This is a genomic window from Pseudomonas sp. PIC25 (genome assembly GCF_002286785.1).
Lineage (GTDB): Bacteria > Pseudomonadota > Gammaproteobacteria > Pseudomonadales > Pseudomonadaceae > Pseudomonas_M.
The window spans coordinates 16227-30661 of sequence record NZ_MUJY01000113.1; the positions used below are offsets into that span (position 1 = coordinate 16227).

The window sequence follows — 14435 nt, forward strand, 5'->3', positions numbered from 1 at the left end:
AGCCGCTGCGCCGGTGCTTTTCTCACTAAAAGAACAAAACGGGAGAAATTCTCATGTTGGACCTGATCAACGACCTCCTCTGGAGCAAAGTCCTGATCGTCATGCTGGTGGGCCTGGGCCTGTACTTCACGGTACGTTCCCGGTTCGTACAGTTCCGCTACTTCGGCACCATGTTCCGTATCTTCGCCGAGGCCTTCCAGCGCCAACCCGGCCAGCTCAGCTCGTTCCAGGCGCTGATGCTGTCGGTAGCTGGCCGCGTCGGCGCCGGCAACATCGCCGGGGTGGCCGTGGCCATTACCCTCGGCGGACCGGGTGCGGTGTTCTGGATGTGGCTGGTCGCCCTGCTCGGCATGGCCACCAGTTACTTCGAGTGCTCCCTGGCGCAGCTCTACAAGCGCCGCGAGGAAGACGGCACCTACCGCGGCGGCCCGGCCTTCTACATCCTCCACGGCCTCGGCCAGCGCTGGCTGGCGATCGTCTTCTCGATCCTGCTGCTGGTGACCTTCGGCTTCGGCTTCAATGCCCTGCAGTCCTACACCGTGGCCAGCTCCCTGCATGACACCTTCGGCCTGCCGACCTACCTGTGCGGCATCCTCCTGGCGGTGGTGATCGGCGCGATCATCTTCGGCGGCGTGAAGCGCATCGTCAGCATGGCGGACGTGTTGGTGCCGGTGATGGCGTTCTCCTACATCGCCATGGCGTTGTTCGTCATCGGCGGCAACATCGACCAAGTTCCGCAGACCCTGGCGCTGATCGTGAAGAGCGCCTTCGGCCTGGAGCCGGCCTTCGCCGGCGGCATCGGCGCGGCGATCCTGATGGGCGTCAAGCGCGGCCTGTTCTCCAACGAAGCCGGCCTGGGCAGCGCACCGAACGTGGCCGCCATCGCCGAGGTGAAGCACCCGGCCGCCCAGGGCATCGTGCAGTCCCTCTCCGTGTTCATCGACACCCTGCTGATCTGCACCAGCACCGCGCTGATCATCCTGCTCTCCGGCGTGTACCAGCCGGGCGCCGAGATCGCCGGCGTGCTGCTGACCCAGAACGCCCTGGCGGCGGTGGTCGGCGAGTGGGGCCGGATCTTCGTCAGCCTGGCGCTGCTGCTCTTCGTCTTCACCACGCTGATCTACAACTACTACCTGGGCGAGAACGCGCTGAGCTTCTTCAGCGAGAAGCGTCCGGTGGTGATCGGCTACCGCGCCCTGGTCATCGCCCTGGTGATGTGGGGCTCGCTGCAGGACCTGGGCACCGTGTTCGCCTTCGCCGACGTGACCATGGGTCTGCTGGCCCTGGTCAACCTGGTGGCCGTGGCGCTGCTGTTCAAGACCGGCCTGCGCCTGATGCGCGACTATGACGCCCAGGTGAAGGCCGGGATCGAGCGCCCGGTGTTCGACCGTCGCGAATATGCCGACCTGGAACTCGATCCGGCTGCCTGGCCGGAGCCGCGTCCGGAGCCGCATGTGACCGCCGCTGCCGTACACCAGCGCTGAACCGGATGCTAACCAGCGGATGAGTCGCACCCCGGCGATTCATCCACAGCCAAGGCATGGAGGGCAGATCGCCTTCCATGCCTTTTTTTGTGTTCTGACGGTCGGCGCCGCTTTTGTGAACGGCATTTTGCCATCATTGCGTTCGTCTCTTGTATAGTCGCGGCCCCGCGCGATCCGCGCGGCCTCCCGCTCCCATGCCATACAAGGACAGAACCCATGAAGATCAAGAAACTGGCGAGCGTCGTCGCGCTGGCTATCGTTGCCAGTGGTTGCTCTACCAAGGCCTATTTCAAGCTGCCCGAACAGGCGAAGGTCTCGGTCTACGAGCGCCCGCAGCAATATTCCCAGGGTCTGGTGAAGACCAAGCCCTTCTACTGGACCGCCACCGGCGGCATTCCCTACAAGCTCAGCGATGAGAACGGCACCTTGATCCGTCAGGGCAAGCTGCGCGCACGTTTCCGCGTGGCCTCCATCTTCTGGCCGCCGTTCGCCATCATTTACTGGCCGATGGGCTTCGGCCAACGCTGCTACGACCTGACCGCCGAACAGCCGCAGACCTGCACCCACCAAGACCTGATCGATATCCGTCGGGCCTATCGACTGTCGCGCTGAGCCGCCTCCGCCCTACTGCCAGGCGCTCCCCAGGGCCCGCAGTGCCTCGCCGATGCGACGCTCGTCGACACCGGCGAACCCCAGCACCAGACCGGCCCGGCTGTCCGGGTCGGCAGCGGGGTCCGGCAGCCAGTAATCGCTGAGCGCATTGATCTCCACGCCGACTGCGGCGGCGCGCTCGATCAGCTCGCGCTCCCGTGCCTGGCTCTCCGCCCGCACGCTCAGGTGCAGCCCGGCCTCCACCGTCGGCAGCGGCTGGCAACCCGCTACCTGGGCCGGCCAACCCGTCAACAGCGCGTCCCTTCGCGAACGGGCGGCGCGGCGCATGCGCCGGATGTGGCGCTGGAAATGGCCCTCGGCGATGAACGCCGCCATGACCGCCTGGGTGCCGATTTCCGAGTGACGCATGTCCAACGCGCGCAGTTGCGCGACGGCCTCGGCCAGCACCGGCGGTACCACCAGATAGCCCAGGCGCAGGCCGGGAAAGGCGATCTTGGAGAAGGTGCCGATGTAGAGCACGCACCCCTTACGGTCGAGCGCGGCCAGGGGTGCCAGGGGCGTGCCGCTGTAGCGGTACTCGCCGTCGTAGTCGTCCTCGAGAATCCAGCCCCGCTCGCGCTCGGCCCAGTCCAGCAGCTCCAGTCGGCGTGCCAGGGACAGGGTCACGCCGCTGGGGTACTGGTGCGAGGGGGTGACGTAGACCAGCCGGCAGTCGGCCAATCCTGCCAGTTGCCCGGTATCCAGCCCTTCGTGATCCACCGCCACACCCTGCAACCGCGCCCCGGCTACCGCCAGGGCATGGCCGGCGGCGCGGTAGCCAGGATTCTCCACCGCCACGCTGTCGCCCGGCTCCAACAACAACCGGGCGCACAGGCTGATCGCCTGCTGGGCGCCGCTGGTGACGATCACCTGCGACGGTTCGCACTGCAGGCCGCGCGCACTGCGCAGGTAGGCGGCGATCAGTTCGCGCAAGTGTGGATCGCCCGCCGCCTCGCCATAGCCCAGGCGCTCCAGCGGCGGGTTGCGCCAGAAGCGCGCCTGCAAACGGGCCCAGACCTCAAAGGGGAACAGGTCGAAGGCCGGAATCCCGACCCGGAACGCCCTGGGCGCGCCTTCGCGGCGGCTATCCAGGCGATGCGCCTGCAACTGGACCTGCCGGTTCGACGCCGGCTCGGCCGAGGGGCTCGCCACTGCGCCTGACGACACCGGAACGCCACCAAGTCCGGCGACATAGGTGCCATCGCCGGTGCGGCCCTCGATGAAGCCCTCGGCATACAACTGGTCATAGGCGCGCACCACCGTATTGCGCGACACCCCCAGCGCCCGTGCCAGGTCGCGGCTGGCCGGCAGGCGCGTGCGGCTGGTCATGCGCCCATCGAGGATGCGCTCGCGCAAGGCCTGGTATAGCTGCCGGGCCAACCCCCGGCTCGGGTCGAGACGGATGCCGGCGGGGTCGAAGGGCAAGGTCGTGGCGTTCATGGCGGCGATCCGACTGGAAAGCCAGCAGCCTAAATTGGACTACTGAAAATAGCCATGAATGGCTCTTTCAACGGACCAATCCGCCCCCTAGGATCAGGCTTCAACGATTCCCTGGAGCCCCACCATGTACCTGCCAGCGGCCTTCCGCGTCGAAGACCTGCCCCGCCTGCACGCACAGATCGATGCCAGCCCGCTGGCGATCCTGGTCACCCCAGGCGAACAGGGGCCCGAAGCCAGCCACCTGCCGCTGCTGCTCGACCCGCAGGCCGGCGAGTTCGGCACCCTGCACGGCCACTTTGCCCGCGCCAACCCGCAGTGGCGCCGGCTCGCGGACGGGGCCGAGGCCCTGGTGATCTTCTCCGGCCCCGACGCCTACGTGAGCCCCGGCTATTACCCGAGCAAGGCGGAACACGGCAAGGCGGTGCCGACCTGGAACTACATCGCCGTGCATGCCTACGGCCAGGCCGAGATCTACGACGACCCGCAGCGCCTGCGCGCACTGGTCAGCCGGCTGAGCGAGCGCCACGAGCAAGACCGCGTCCATCCGTGGTCGGTGGATGACGCGCCGCCCGGCTACGTCGACGGCATGCTGCGCGCCATCGTCGGCTTCTCGCTGCCGATCCGTCGCCTGGAAGGCAAGTGGAAGCTCAGCCAGAACCGTAGCGCGGAGGATTTCGCCGGTGTCCACAACGCCCTCGCCGACAGCCCCGGTACCAATGACCGGGCTCTCGCCCAACGAATGACTGAAGTATCCCGCTCATCCTGACAGGAGGTCCCATGCTCGAAATCCGCCCCATCAGCGCAGCCGACCACGACGCCTGGCTGCCGCTCTGGCAGGGCTACCAGCGTTTCTACCAGACGGACATCCCGGCCGGGACCAGCGCCGTCACCTGGCAACGCTTCCTCGATCCAGTGGAGCCCATGCACGCGGCGTTGGCCTGGCTCGACGGCCGCGCCGTGGGCCTGGTGCACTTCATCTACCACCGCTCCTGCTGGACCGGCGGCGACTACTGCTACCTGCAGGACCTGTTCGTCGCCGAGGGCCTGCGCGGCGAAGGCGTCGGCCGCCGGCTGATCGAGCACGTCTACGCAACGGCCCAAGCCGCCGGCTGCTCGCGCGTACACTGGCTGACCCACGAGACCAACACCGAGGCCATGAAGCTGTACGAACGGATCGCCGACCGCTCGGGCTTCGTGCAATATCGCCATCTGCTCTGAAGGAGAACCCATGCATCAGGATGATCTGCTCGACTGGCACGCCGCCGCCCTGCCCTCGCCACGGACGCTGGAAGGCCGCTACATCCGCCTGGAACCGCTCGACCCGAAGCGGCACGGCGACGATCTCTGGCAAGCACTGCAAGGCCCCGAATCCGACCCGGCGCTGTGGGACTACCTGCCTTACGGTCCGTTCGCGCGGCGTGCGGATTTCGATGCCTGGTTGACGGACAATGCCGCGACACAGGATCCGCTGTTCTACAGCGTGGTGGATCGGCGCAGCGGACAGGTCCAGGGGCTGCTCAGCTTCCTGTCCATCGTGCCGGAACACGGCAGCATCGAGATCGGTCACGTCGCCTTCGGCGCCCGCATGCAGCGCAGCCCGCGAGCGACCGAGGCGGTCTTCCTCCTCGCCGAGGAAGCCTTCGCCTTGGGCAATCGCCGCCTGGAATGGAAGTGCAACGCCGCCAACCAGCGCTCCATGCGCGCCGCCGAGCGCTTCGGTTTCCAGTTCGAGGGGATTTTTCGCCAGCACCGGGTGGTCAAGGGCCGTAACCGCGACACCGCCTGGTTCGCCATGGTCGACCACGAATGGCCGGCGCTGCGCGAAGCGTTCCAGCGATGGCTGGCGGAGGAGAACTTCGATGCCGAGGGGCGCCAACGGCAACGTCTGGAGGCACTGCGAAGCTGAGCCGTGCTGTGTAGGAACCAGCTCTGCTGGCGATGCTTTTGTGTCGCCATTCGCAAGCAGCGCTCGCACCTACAGAAGACGAGAGCCCGACCTGCCCGGAGAAGCGCATCCGGGACAGGCTCTCAGAACTTCTCCGGCCGCAGCACCTCCACCTCCGCCAGGTAGCAGACCATGGCATAGTTGGCGTAATAGTGATCCTGCAAGTGGTGGGCGATGCGTTCGGCCACTTCGCGGGCACAGATGACCTCCAGGCGGATGTTGCCCTCGGTGTCCCAGCCGGCGCTGCGCACGCCCCGGCTACCGCGTCCGCGGGCGTCCGACAGGGTCCAGCCGGGGGCACCGAGCTGGTCCAGGTCGGCTTCCAGTTTCTTTTCCAGTGCCGCTTCGCAGATCACGGTGAGCAGCGTACGGGTATGGGCAGGCATTTTCAGAGTCCCCATGCGATCAGGGTTTCGGCCAGGGCCAGGTACAGCGGAATGCCCACCAGGATATTGAAGGGGAAGGTGATTCCCAAGGAGGCCGTGAGCGACAGCGACGGATTGGCCTCCGGCACCGCAAGGCGCATCGCCGCTGGCACCGCGATATAGGAAGCGCTGGCAGCCAGCGTGGCGAGCATCGCCGTGCCGCCCAGCGACAAGCCCATGGCCCGGGCCAGCAAAGCCCCCACCAGGGCACCGACCAGCGGCATGCACAGGGCGAACAGCGCCAGCTTGGCGCCGAAGCGTTTCAGTGCGCTGAGCTGCCCGGAGGCGATCAATCCCATTTCCAGCAGGAAGAACGCCAGCACTGGCTTGAACATACTGGTGTAGAGCGGCTCCAGCGGCTTGATCGACTCCTTGCCGGCGATCGCGCCGATCACCAGGCCGCCAAGCAGGAGCATGATGCTCTTGCCGAGGAAAATCTCACGGCCCAGCTCCTTCCAGTGCGTCTCGCGGGAAATGCCCTTGGCCAGGACGATGCCCACCAGGATCGCCGGAATCTCCAGGATCGCCACGAACAGCGGCATGTAGCTCTCGAAGGCGATGCCCTTGGCCACCATGAAGGCGACTACCACGGCGAAGGTACCGGCGCTCACCGAACCGTAGTGGGCGGCCACGCTGGCCGAATCGACCCGCGAAAAGCCGAGCAGGCGCAGCGCCGGAAACGCCAGCAGCGGCAGGCAGATGCCCAGCCCGAGCACCAGCAGCGATTGGCCGAGCAGCGCCGGGCTGGCCTGCTCCGCCAACTCCACCCCACCATGCAGACCGATGGCCAGCAGCAGCACGATGGAGAGCGTCTCGTACAGCGCCGGCGGCAGTTTCAGCTCGCTTTTCACCAACCCGGCGACCAGGCCGAAGATGAAGAACAGCACGACAGGATCGAGACTCATCACAACTCCAAAGCGGTTAAAAAAAGGGAGCCTTGCGGCTCCCAGGGGACTGCTCGATCAACCTTCTATTTCGATCAGGACCTCGCCGGGGTTCACCCGGTCGCCCTTGGCCACGTGGACGGCCTTGACCGTGCCGGCGATGGGCGCCTGCACCTCGGTCTCCATCTTCATCGCTTCGGTGATCAGCACCGGCTGGCCCACTTTGACCACGTCGCCTTCCTTCACCAGCACGTCGACGATGTTGCCCGGCATGCTGGTGCTGACGTCGCCCGGCGCGCTGGCATGCTTGCGCTTGCCGCCGGCGCCGCCGACGAACGCGTTCAGCGGCTCGAACACCACCTCTTCCGGCATGCCGTCGATGGACAGGTAGAAGTGGCGCTTGCCGTCGGTCTTCACGCCGACGCCGGTGATGTCCACGCGGTAGCTCTCGCCGTGCACGTCGATGACAAACTCGGTGGGCACACCTTCGCCGCCGACCGCCGCCTGGCTGCCATCCGGGATCGGCAGCAGCGCTTCGGGGGTCAGGGTGCCGGCTGCGCGCTCTTCGAGGAATTTGCGGCCAATGTCCGGGAACATGGCGTAGGTCAGCACGTCCTCTTCGCTCTTCGCGAGGGCGCCGATCTCCGTACGCAGCTTGGCCATTTCCGGCTTGAGCAGGTCAGCCGGGCGCACCTCGATCACCTCTTCACTGCCAATGGCCTGGCGGCGCAGCTTTTCATCCACCTTACCCGGCGCCTTGCCGTAGCGTCCCTGGAGATACAGCTTCACCTCGTTGGTGATGGTCTTGTAGCGCTCGCCGGCGAGTACGTTGAACACCGCCTGGGTGCCGACGATCTGCGAGGTCGGCGTGACCAGCGGCGGGAAGCCGAGGTCGGCGCGTACCTTCGGGATCTCGTCGAACACTTCGTTGATGCGGTGCAGCGCGCCCTGCTCCTTCAACTGGTTGGCCAGGTTGGACATCATCCCGCCCGGCACCTGGTTGACCTGCACGCGGGTGTCCACGGCGGTGAATTCGCTCTCGAACTGGTGGTACTTCTTACGCACCGCGTAGAAGTACAGGCCGATCTCTTGCAGCAGTTCGAGGTCGAGGCCAGTGTCGTACTCGCTGCCCTTGAGCGCAGCGACCATCGACTCGGTGCCCGGATGGCTGGTGCCCCAGGCGAAGGCGGAGATGGCGGTGTCGATGTGGTCGGCGCCGTTCTCGATCGCCTTGAGCTGGCACATGGCGGCCAAGCCAGCGGTGTCGTGGGAGTGGATGAACACCGGCAGCGACTGCTCGGCCTTCAGTGCCTTGACCAGCTCACCGGTGGCGTACGGTGTAAGCAGGCCGGCCATGTCCTTGATCGCAACGGAATCGCAGCCCATGGCTTCCATCTGCTTGGCCTGGGCAACGAAGGCGTCGATGGTGTGCACCGGGCTGGTGGTGTAGCAGAGGGTGCCCTGGGCATGCTTGCCGGCCGCCTTCACCGCCTCGATGGCGACGCGCAGATTACGCACGTCGTTCATCGCGTCGAAGATGCGGAACACGTCGATGCCGTTCACCGCTGCCTTGGCGACGAAGGCTTTCACCACGTCGTCGCTGTAGTGCCGGTAGCCCAGCAGATTCTGCCCGCGCAGGAGCATCTGCAGACGGGTATTGGGCAGCGCGGCGCGCAGTTGGCGCAGACGCTCCCACGGGTCTTCCTTGAGGAAGCGTACGCAGGCGTCGAAGGTGGCGCCGCCCCAGACTTCCAGCGACCAGTAGCCGACCCGGTCGAGTTTCTCGCAGATCGGCAGCATGTCTTCCAGGCGCATGCGGGTGGCGATCAGCGACTGGTGGGCATCGCGCAGGATGGTATCGGTGACGAAAATCTTCTTACTCATCGTATTCTCCTAGGGAGCTACAAGCGTCGAGCCGCAAGCGGCGGAGGCGCCTGTCGCTCATAAACCTGCATGGGCGGCGATGGCAGCGGCGATGGCCAGGGCCAGCTCGCCCGGCCTGCGCTTGATCGAGTAATTCAGCAGCTCAGGATGGTCATCGACGAAGCTGGTGTTGAACTGGCCGCTGCGGAAGTCCGGGTTGGCGAGAATCTGCTGGTAGTAGGTGGTGGTGGTCTTCACGCCCTGCACGCGCATGTCGTCCAGCGCCCGCGAACCGCGCGCAAGGGCCTCCTCCCAGGTCAGCGCCCAGACGACCAGCTTCAGGCACATGGAGTCGTAGTACGGCGGAATGGTGTAGCCGGTGTAGATCGCCGTGTCGGTGCGCACGCCGGGGCCGCCGGGAGCGTAGTAGCGGGTGATCTTGCCGAAGCTGGGCAGGAAGTTGTTGCGCGGGTCTTCGGCGTTGATGCGGAACTGCAACGCATAGCCTCGGTACTGGATGTCTTCCTGTTTCACCGACAGCGGCAGGCCGGAGGCGATGCGAATCTGCTCGCGGACGATGTCGATCCCGGTGATTTCCTCGGTGATGGTGTGCTCCACCTGGACCCGGGTGTTCATCTCCATGAAATACACCTCGCCCTCGGCGAGAAGGAATTCCACTGTGCCGGCGTTCTCATAGCCGACCGCCTTGGCCGCACGCACCGCCAGGTCGCCGATGTAGGCGCGCTGCTCAGGAGTGAGCTGCGGGCTGGGGGCGATCTCGATGAGCTTCTGGTTGCGCCGCTGGATCGAGCAATCGCGCTCGAACAGGTGCACGGTGTTGCCGAAGCTGTCGGCCAGCACCTGGGCTTCGATGTGCTTCGGGTTGACGATGCACTTCTCGAGGAAGACCTCCGCCGAACCGAAGGCTTTGGTCGCCTCGGAGATCACCCGCGGGTAGGCCTGCTCCAGCTCCTCGCGGGTGTTACAGCGACGGATGCCCCGACCGCCCCCGCCGGAAGTGGCCTTGAGCATCACCGGGTAACCGATGCGCTCGGCCTCGCGCAGCGCCTCGTCGAGGTCGGCCACATTGCCCTCGGTGCCGGGTGTCACCGGCACGCCGGCGGCGATCATGCTGCGCCGCGCCTCGGTCTTGTCGCCCATGCGGCGGATCACCTCGGCCGACGGCCCGATGAACTTGATCCCGCGCTGGGCGCAGATCTCCGCCAGCTCGGCATTTTCGGAGAGGAAGCCGTAACCGGGATGCAGCGCATCGCAGCCGGTTTCCACCGCCAGGTTGACCAGCTTGCGCGGGTTCAGATAACCCGCCAGCGGGTCGTCGCCGATGCTGTGCGCCTCGTCGGCACGCTTGACGTGCAGCGCATGGCGATCGGCTTCCGAGTAGATGGCCACCGAGCGGATGCCCATCTCGGCGCAGGCGCGCACGATGCGGACGGCAATCTCGCCGCGGTTGGCGATCAGGATTTTCTTGATCACGTCAGGTTTCCCTCGACCGAGTGAACAGGCGAACGACTGCGAAAGACTTCACGATTTACCGATAAGCGCTTCCGAAGCCGGTCGACGCGTGACCGAAGCATGGCTTGCGGTCGCTTATTTACCCTAGGCGCTCACAGCGATTAACCCAAATCAATATTTATTGGGTTACCTATTAGCCATGGCTTATAGTTGACCGATCGGTTGCTTGGATGAGATCGGCTCGAGATGCGTAAGTCCTTGATGCGCCTGACATTGCGCCAGTTACAGGTGTTCCGTTCGGTATGCGATAGCCGGTCCTACAGCCGTGCCGCCGAGGAGATGGCACTGACCCAACCGGCGGTCAGCCTGCAGATTCGTCAGTTGGAGGAGCTGGTCGGTCAACCGCTGTTCGAATACGTCGGCAAGAAGCTCTATCTCACGGAAGCGGCGGAAGCACTGAAACGCGCCAGCACGGATATTTTCCAGCGCCTGGAAAGCCTCGACATGCAGCTCTCCGACCTGCAAGGCTCCTTGCAGGGCCAGCTCAACCTGGCGGTGGAGTCCAGCGCCAAGTACTTCGTGCCGCACCTGTTCGCCGCCTTCAAGCGCCAGCAACCGGACGTCAGCCTGCACCTCACGGTGGTCAACCGCAGCCAGGTGATCAAGCGCCTCTCCGACAACCGCGACGACCTGGTAATCATGTCCCTGGTACCGCAGGACATGGCACTGGAATTCCTGCCCTTCCTGAACAACCCCATCATCGCCGTGGCCCCGCCCGGTCATCCGCTGTGCCGCGCCGCCAAATTGACACTGCAGGACCTGGAGCCTTACCCGCTGCTGGTTCGCGAACCCGGCTCGGGCACCCGCAAGGCCTGCGAGGAATATTTCCAGCAGAAGCGCGCACACTTCGCGCAGATACTCGAAGTGGCGTCGCTGGATGCGCAGAAGGAATGCGTGGTCGCCGGCCTCGGCCTGGCCCTGCTGCCACGCCATGCGGTGAGCCTGGAACTGGCCACCGGCCTGCTCCGCGAGCTGCCGGTGGAAGAGCTGCCGCTGTTCCGTAGCTGGTGCGCGGTGCATGCCCGCGGCAAGCGGCTGACGCCGGTGGCACAGGCGTTCCTCGCCTTCATCCGCGAGGAACGTGCGCAGATCAGTGCGCTGGCCGAGCGTTTCGCCGGGACATTGCCTGCGACGACAGCAGGTAGTTGACCGCGATCAGCTCCGGATAATCCGACAGCTCCTGCTGCAACTGCCGCTGCTCGGCGTAGGTCTCGATGGCGCGACGGAAGCGCATGCGGCGCTGGTCGGCCAGCTTGCGGCGGGCCTTGGAATCCAGGCCGTGGTCGTCTTGATGCGTATCGTGATGCCGGGACATGGCGCGTCTCCCTGGGGTGAGGTGCGGTAGCCGCAGCTTCCTCCGGGGTGGTTACGCCTTGAGGGCAACATGATGACGCTTCGATGAAAGATCAATCCTCGGCGGCCTTCACCGTCTTCGGCGACAAGCGCAGGCTGCGCAGACTGCGCTTGACGCTCTTGAGGTGGTTGACCAGGGTCGGGCCGCGCGCCATGGCCACGCCCATGGCCAGCACATCGATCACCACCAGGTGGGCGATCCGCGAGGTCAGCGGGGTGTAGATCTCGGTGTCTTCCTGCACGTCGATGGCCAGGTTGACCGTGGCCAGCTCGGCCAGCGGCGTCTGGCTCGGACACAGGGTGATCAGGTTGGCGCCCGCTTCACGCACGAGGTTGGCGGTAATCAGCAGGTCCTTGGAACGGCCCGACTGGGAAATGCAGATCGCCACGTCGGTGGGCTTGAGCGTTACCGCCGACATCGCCTGCATGTGCGGGTCGGAATAGGCCGCCGCCGTCAGCAGCAGGCGGAAGAACTTGTGCTGCGCATCCGCCGCCACCGCACCGGACGCGCCGAAGCCGTAGAACTCCACCCGCTGGGCCTGGGCGCAGGCGGCGATGGCCTTCTGCAGGGCCTCCGGGTCGAGGCGCTCACGGACCTCCATCAGGGTGTGCAGGGTGGTGTCGAAGATTTTCAGGCTGAAGTCCGCCACCGAGTCGTCCTCGTGGATGGCGAACTGGCCGAAGCTGGCGCCAGCCGCCAGGCTCTGCGCCAGTTTCAGCTTGAGGTCCTGGAAGCCGCTGCAACCGATGGCGCGGCAGAAACGGACGATGGTCGGCTCGCTGATGCCGACGTCATGGGCCAGATCGGCCATGGAGCTGTGCATCACCGCTGCCGGATCGAGCAGCACGTGATCGGCCACCTTGAGTTCCGATTTGCGTAGCAGGTGGCGCGATTGAGCGATGTGTTGCAACAGATTCACTGGAAAGGACTCGGGTTATGATCGTCAGGTCGGGACGAGACGCCATTCGAAAATGTCCGCGCCAGGCGGGCGCAGCAGTTTGGAATGGGTTCTCGCACTCATGGCAGGCTGTTGAAAACGCGTTTCAACAGTCTGGTAGTGCGCTTGTAGTTATACTACATGGCTCGCTTTCGCGCCCAGGTAATGTGTCTCGGAGAACGCAATTGACCAAGCCCTGCGACATGCTGGTTTTCGGCGGCACCGGCGATCTGGCCCTACACAAACTGCTGCCGGCGCTCTATCACCTGCACCGCGAAGGCCGCCTGCCGGCCGACATGCGCATCCTCGCCCTGGCCCGACGCAACCTCGGGATGGACGCCTACCGCGCCCTCGCCGAACGCCATTGCCGGGCCCAGGTGGCACGCGCCGACTTCGATCCGCAGACCTGGCAGGGCTTCGCCGAACGCCTCGACTACCTGGCCATGGACGCCAGCCAGAGCGCCGACTACGGCCGGCTGGCCAAGCACCTCGGCAGCCGCTGCCAGCGCGGGCGAATTTACTACCTGGCCACCGCGCCCGACCTGTTCGAAGACATCGCCGCCTACCTGAAGACAGCCGGCCTCGCCGGTGACGACACGCGTATCGTGCTGGAAAAGCCGATCGGCCACTCGCTGGAATCGGCCCAGGCGATCAACGCCTCCATCGGCGCGGTGTTCGACGAATCCCGCGTGTTCCGCATCGATCACTACCTGGGCAAGGAAACCGTGCAGAACCTCATGGCACTGCGCTTCGCCAACGCCCTGTTCGAGCCGATCTGGCGCGCCGGACACATCGACCACGTGCAGATCAGCGTCTGCGAAACCCTCGGCGTGGAAAACCGCGGCAGCTACTACGACCGCGCCGGCGCCATGCGCGACATGATCCAGAACCATCTGCTGCAACTGCTCTGCCTGGTGGCGATGGAAGCCCCGGTGCGTTTCGACGCGGAGTCGGTGCGCAACGAGAAGGTGAAAATCCTCGAAGCGCTCAAACCCATCGCCGGGCTCGACGTGAAGGACAAGACCGTACGCGGCCAGTACAGTGCCGGCAAAGTCGGCGGACATGACGTGCCGGCGTACTATTTCGAGAAAAGTGTCGATAACGACAGCGATACGGAGACCTTCGTCGCTGTTCAGGTGGAAATCGATAACTGGCGCTGGAGTGGCGTGCCGTTCTTCTTGCGCACCGGAAAACGCCTGGATCGCAAGCGCTCGGAAATCGTCATCCAGTTCAAGCCGGTTCCACACCTGCTGTTCAACGGCTGCGAGGCCAACCGTCTGCTGATCCGCCTGCAACCGGAAGAACGCATCAGCCTGCAACTGATGGCCAAGGTCCCCGGCAAGGGCATGCGCCTCGACCCGGTGGAACTGGACCTCGACCTCGCCCATGCCTTCCGCCAGAAACGCCGTTGGGACGCCTATGAGCGCCTGCTTTTGGACGTGATCGAAGCCGATTCGACGCTGTTCATGCGTCGTGACGAGGTGGAAGCGGCCTGGCGCTGGGTCGATCCGATCATCGAGGGCTGGCACCGGCACTACCAGAAACCCCGCCCCTATCCGGCCGGCTCGACCGGCCCGGAACTGGCCCACAGCCTGCTGGAATTACAGGGCCGCGCCTGGCACGAATGACGCCAGCCGGCTGCGCAACTTTCTGCCAGCATACTGTGGATAACCTTGTGGATGAATGCGGGTAGCCGTTGCGTTGCCTGGCTCTCTGCCCACTGCGCAAAAACTTGCGCAGTAGTGCGCAACTTCTTGCGCACTTTTTTGTGATCGCCTTCGCATCGAGGCTTATCGACGAGCTTGCCGTTCGCCTATCTATTTGAATTACCTGCTCTTTTTCCTTCCTGGCACGCCCCTCGCTATGTCCCCGGCTCCCGGACCACTTCCGGTCCATGACCCAAGGCAAGGAGAGCACTC

At 65.2% G+C, this 14435-nt stretch carries 14 protein-coding genes; 7 read left to right on the forward strand and 7 right to left on the reverse strand.

Annotation, left to right across the window (positions count from 1 at the left end; genetic code table 11):
* The first annotated feature begins 53 nt into the window (after nucleotides 1–53).
* Both BZL41_RS13600 and BZL41_RS13605 read left to right on the forward strand, forming a co-directional pair.
* Nucleotides 54–1484 (forward strand): sodium:alanine symporter family protein, encoded by a 1431-nt coding sequence (locus BZL41_RS13600; RefSeq protein ID WP_095599790.1) that lies wholly within the window; start codon nucleotides 54–56, stop codon nucleotides 1482–1484.
* A gap of 216 nt (nucleotides 1485–1700) precedes the next feature.
* Complete coding sequence (locus tag BZL41_RS13605) at nucleotides 1701–2096, forward strand: hypothetical protein (RefSeq protein ID WP_095599791.1); 396 nt, start codon at nucleotides 1701–1703, stop codon at nucleotides 2094–2096.
* A 12-nt stretch (nucleotides 2097–2108) separates the two neighbouring features.
* Here BZL41_RS13605 and BZL41_RS13610 read toward each other — a convergent pair whose 3' ends face one another.
* Nucleotides 2109–3575, reverse strand: a complete 1467-nt coding sequence (locus tag BZL41_RS13610) for a PLP-dependent aminotransferase family protein (RefSeq protein WP_095599792.1) — start codon at nucleotides 3573–3575, stop codon at nucleotides 2109–2111.
* 124 nt (nucleotides 3576–3699) lie between these two features.
* On the opposite strand from BZL41_RS13610, the gene BZL41_RS13615 reads away from it, so the two are divergent.
* The 3 genes from BZL41_RS13615 to BZL41_RS13625 are packed head-to-tail and all read left to right on the forward strand — an operon-like array spanning nucleotide 3700 to nucleotide 5481.
* A complete protein-coding gene (locus BZL41_RS13615) occupies nucleotides 3700–4341 on the forward strand; it encodes an FMN-binding negative transcriptional regulator (RefSeq protein WP_095599793.1) in 642 nt (213 codons plus the stop codon).
* 11 nt (nucleotides 4342–4352) lie between these two features.
* Complete coding sequence (locus BZL41_RS13620; protein WP_095599794.1) at nucleotides 4353–4793, forward strand: GNAT family N-acetyltransferase; 441 nt, start codon at nucleotides 4353–4355, stop codon at nucleotides 4791–4793.
* Between the two features lie 10 nt (nucleotides 4794–4803).
* Nucleotides 4804–5481, forward strand: coding sequence for a GNAT family N-acetyltransferase (locus BZL41_RS13625; protein WP_095599795.1), 678 nt, complete (start codon nucleotides 4804–4806; stop codon nucleotides 5479–5481).
* Between the two features lie 122 nt (nucleotides 5482–5603).
* On the opposite strand, the gene BZL41_RS13630 is transcribed toward BZL41_RS13625, so the two are convergent.
* From BZL41_RS13630 to BZL41_RS13645, 4 genes are read right to left on the reverse strand one after another with little or no spacing between them, the layout of a single operon-like run.
* The gene (locus BZL41_RS13630; protein ID WP_095599796.1) at nucleotides 5604–5906 is read right to left on the reverse strand and encodes a P-II family nitrogen regulator; all 303 of its coding nucleotides are present in this window, start codon (nucleotides 5904–5906) and stop codon (nucleotides 5604–5606) included.
* Nucleotides 5907–5908: 2 nt separating this feature from the next.
* A complete protein-coding gene (locus BZL41_RS13635) occupies nucleotides 5909–6850 on the reverse strand; it encodes a sodium-dependent bicarbonate transport family permease (RefSeq protein ID WP_095599797.1) in 942 nt (313 codons plus the stop codon).
* A 57-nt stretch (nucleotides 6851–6907) separates the two neighbouring features.
* A complete protein-coding gene (oadA, locus tag BZL41_RS13640; protein WP_095599798.1) occupies nucleotides 6908–8713 on the reverse strand; it encodes a sodium-extruding oxaloacetate decarboxylase subunit alpha in 1806 nt (601 codons plus the stop codon).
* Nucleotides 8714–8770: 57 nt separating this feature from the next.
* The gene (locus BZL41_RS13645; protein WP_095599799.1) at nucleotides 8771–10186 is read right to left on the reverse strand and encodes an acetyl-CoA carboxylase biotin carboxylase subunit; all 1416 of its coding nucleotides are present in this window, start codon (nucleotides 10184–10186) and stop codon (nucleotides 8771–8773) included.
* Between the two features lie 240 nt (nucleotides 10187–10426).
* Here BZL41_RS13645 and BZL41_RS13650 point away from each other — a divergent pair, with 240 nt between their 5' ends.
* A complete protein-coding gene (locus BZL41_RS13650) occupies nucleotides 10427–11374 on the forward strand; it encodes a LysR family transcriptional regulator (protein ID WP_168190999.1) in 948 nt (315 codons plus the stop codon).
* Here BZL41_RS13650 and BZL41_RS13655 read toward each other — a convergent pair.
* Nucleotides 11316–11540: a PA3496 family putative envelope integrity protein gene (locus BZL41_RS13655; RefSeq protein ID WP_095599801.1), complete on the reverse strand. Its 225-nt coding sequence runs from the start codon at nucleotides 11538–11540 to the stop codon at nucleotides 11316–11318. The two genes, BZL41_RS13650 and BZL41_RS13655, sit on opposite strands and share 59 nt — an antisense overlap.
* Before the next feature lie 91 nt (nucleotides 11541–11631).
* Nucleotides 11632–12498, reverse strand: coding sequence for a transcriptional regulator HexR (gene hexR, locus BZL41_RS13660; protein WP_095599802.1), 867 nt, complete (start codon nucleotides 12496–12498; stop codon nucleotides 11632–11634).
* A gap of 221 nt (nucleotides 12499–12719) precedes the next feature.
* Between hexR and zwf the strand changes: the two genes are divergently transcribed.
* Complete coding sequence (gene zwf / locus BZL41_RS13665; protein ID WP_218224515.1) at nucleotides 12720–14144, forward strand: glucose-6-phosphate dehydrogenase; 1425 nt, start codon at nucleotides 12720–12722, stop codon at nucleotides 14142–14144.
* The last annotated feature ends 291 nt before the right edge of the window (nucleotides 14145–14435 follow it).

Coding starts and splice junctions, on each gene's coding strand:
- BZL41_RS13615 (WP_095599793.1), top strand. CDS start 3,700: ATGTACCTGCCAGCGGCCTTCCGCGTCGAAGACCTGCCCCGCCTGCAC.
- BZL41_RS13635 (WP_095599797.1), bottom strand. CDS start 6,850: ATGAGTCTCGATCCTGTCGTGCTGTTCTTCATCTTCGGCCTGGTCGCC.
- BZL41_RS13600 (WP_095599790.1), top strand. CDS start 54: ATGTTGGACCTGATCAACGACCTCCTCTGGAGCAAAGTCCTGATCGTC.
- BZL41_RS13630 (WP_095599796.1), bottom strand. CDS start 5,906: ATGCCTGCCCATACCCGTACGCTGCTCACCGTGATCTGCGAAGCGGCA.
- zwf (WP_218224515.1), top strand. CDS start 12,720: ATGCTGGTTTTCGGCGGCACCGGCGATCTGGCCCTACACAAACTGCTG.
- BZL41_RS13610 (WP_095599792.1), bottom strand. CDS start 3,575: ATGAACGCCACGACCTTGCCCTTCGACCCCGCCGGCATCCGTCTCGAC.
- oadA (WP_095599798.1), bottom strand. CDS start 8,713: ATGAGTAAGAAGATTTTCGTCACCGATACCATCCTGCGCGATGCCCAC.
- BZL41_RS13625 (WP_095599795.1), top strand. CDS start 4,804: ATGCATCAGGATGATCTGCTCGACTGGCACGCCGCCGCCCTGCCCTCG.
- BZL41_RS13655 (WP_095599801.1), bottom strand. CDS start 11,540: ATGTCCCGGCATCACGATACGCATCAAGACGACCACGGCCTGGATTCC.
- BZL41_RS13605 (WP_095599791.1), top strand. CDS start 1,701: ATGAAGATCAAGAAACTGGCGAGCGTCGTCGCGCTGGCTATCGTTGCC.
- BZL41_RS13620 (WP_095599794.1), top strand. CDS start 4,353: ATGCTCGAAATCCGCCCCATCAGCGCAGCCGACCACGACGCCTGGCTG.
- BZL41_RS13650 (WP_168190999.1), top strand. CDS start 10,427: ATGCGCCTGACATTGCGCCAGTTACAGGTGTTCCGTTCGGTATGCGAT.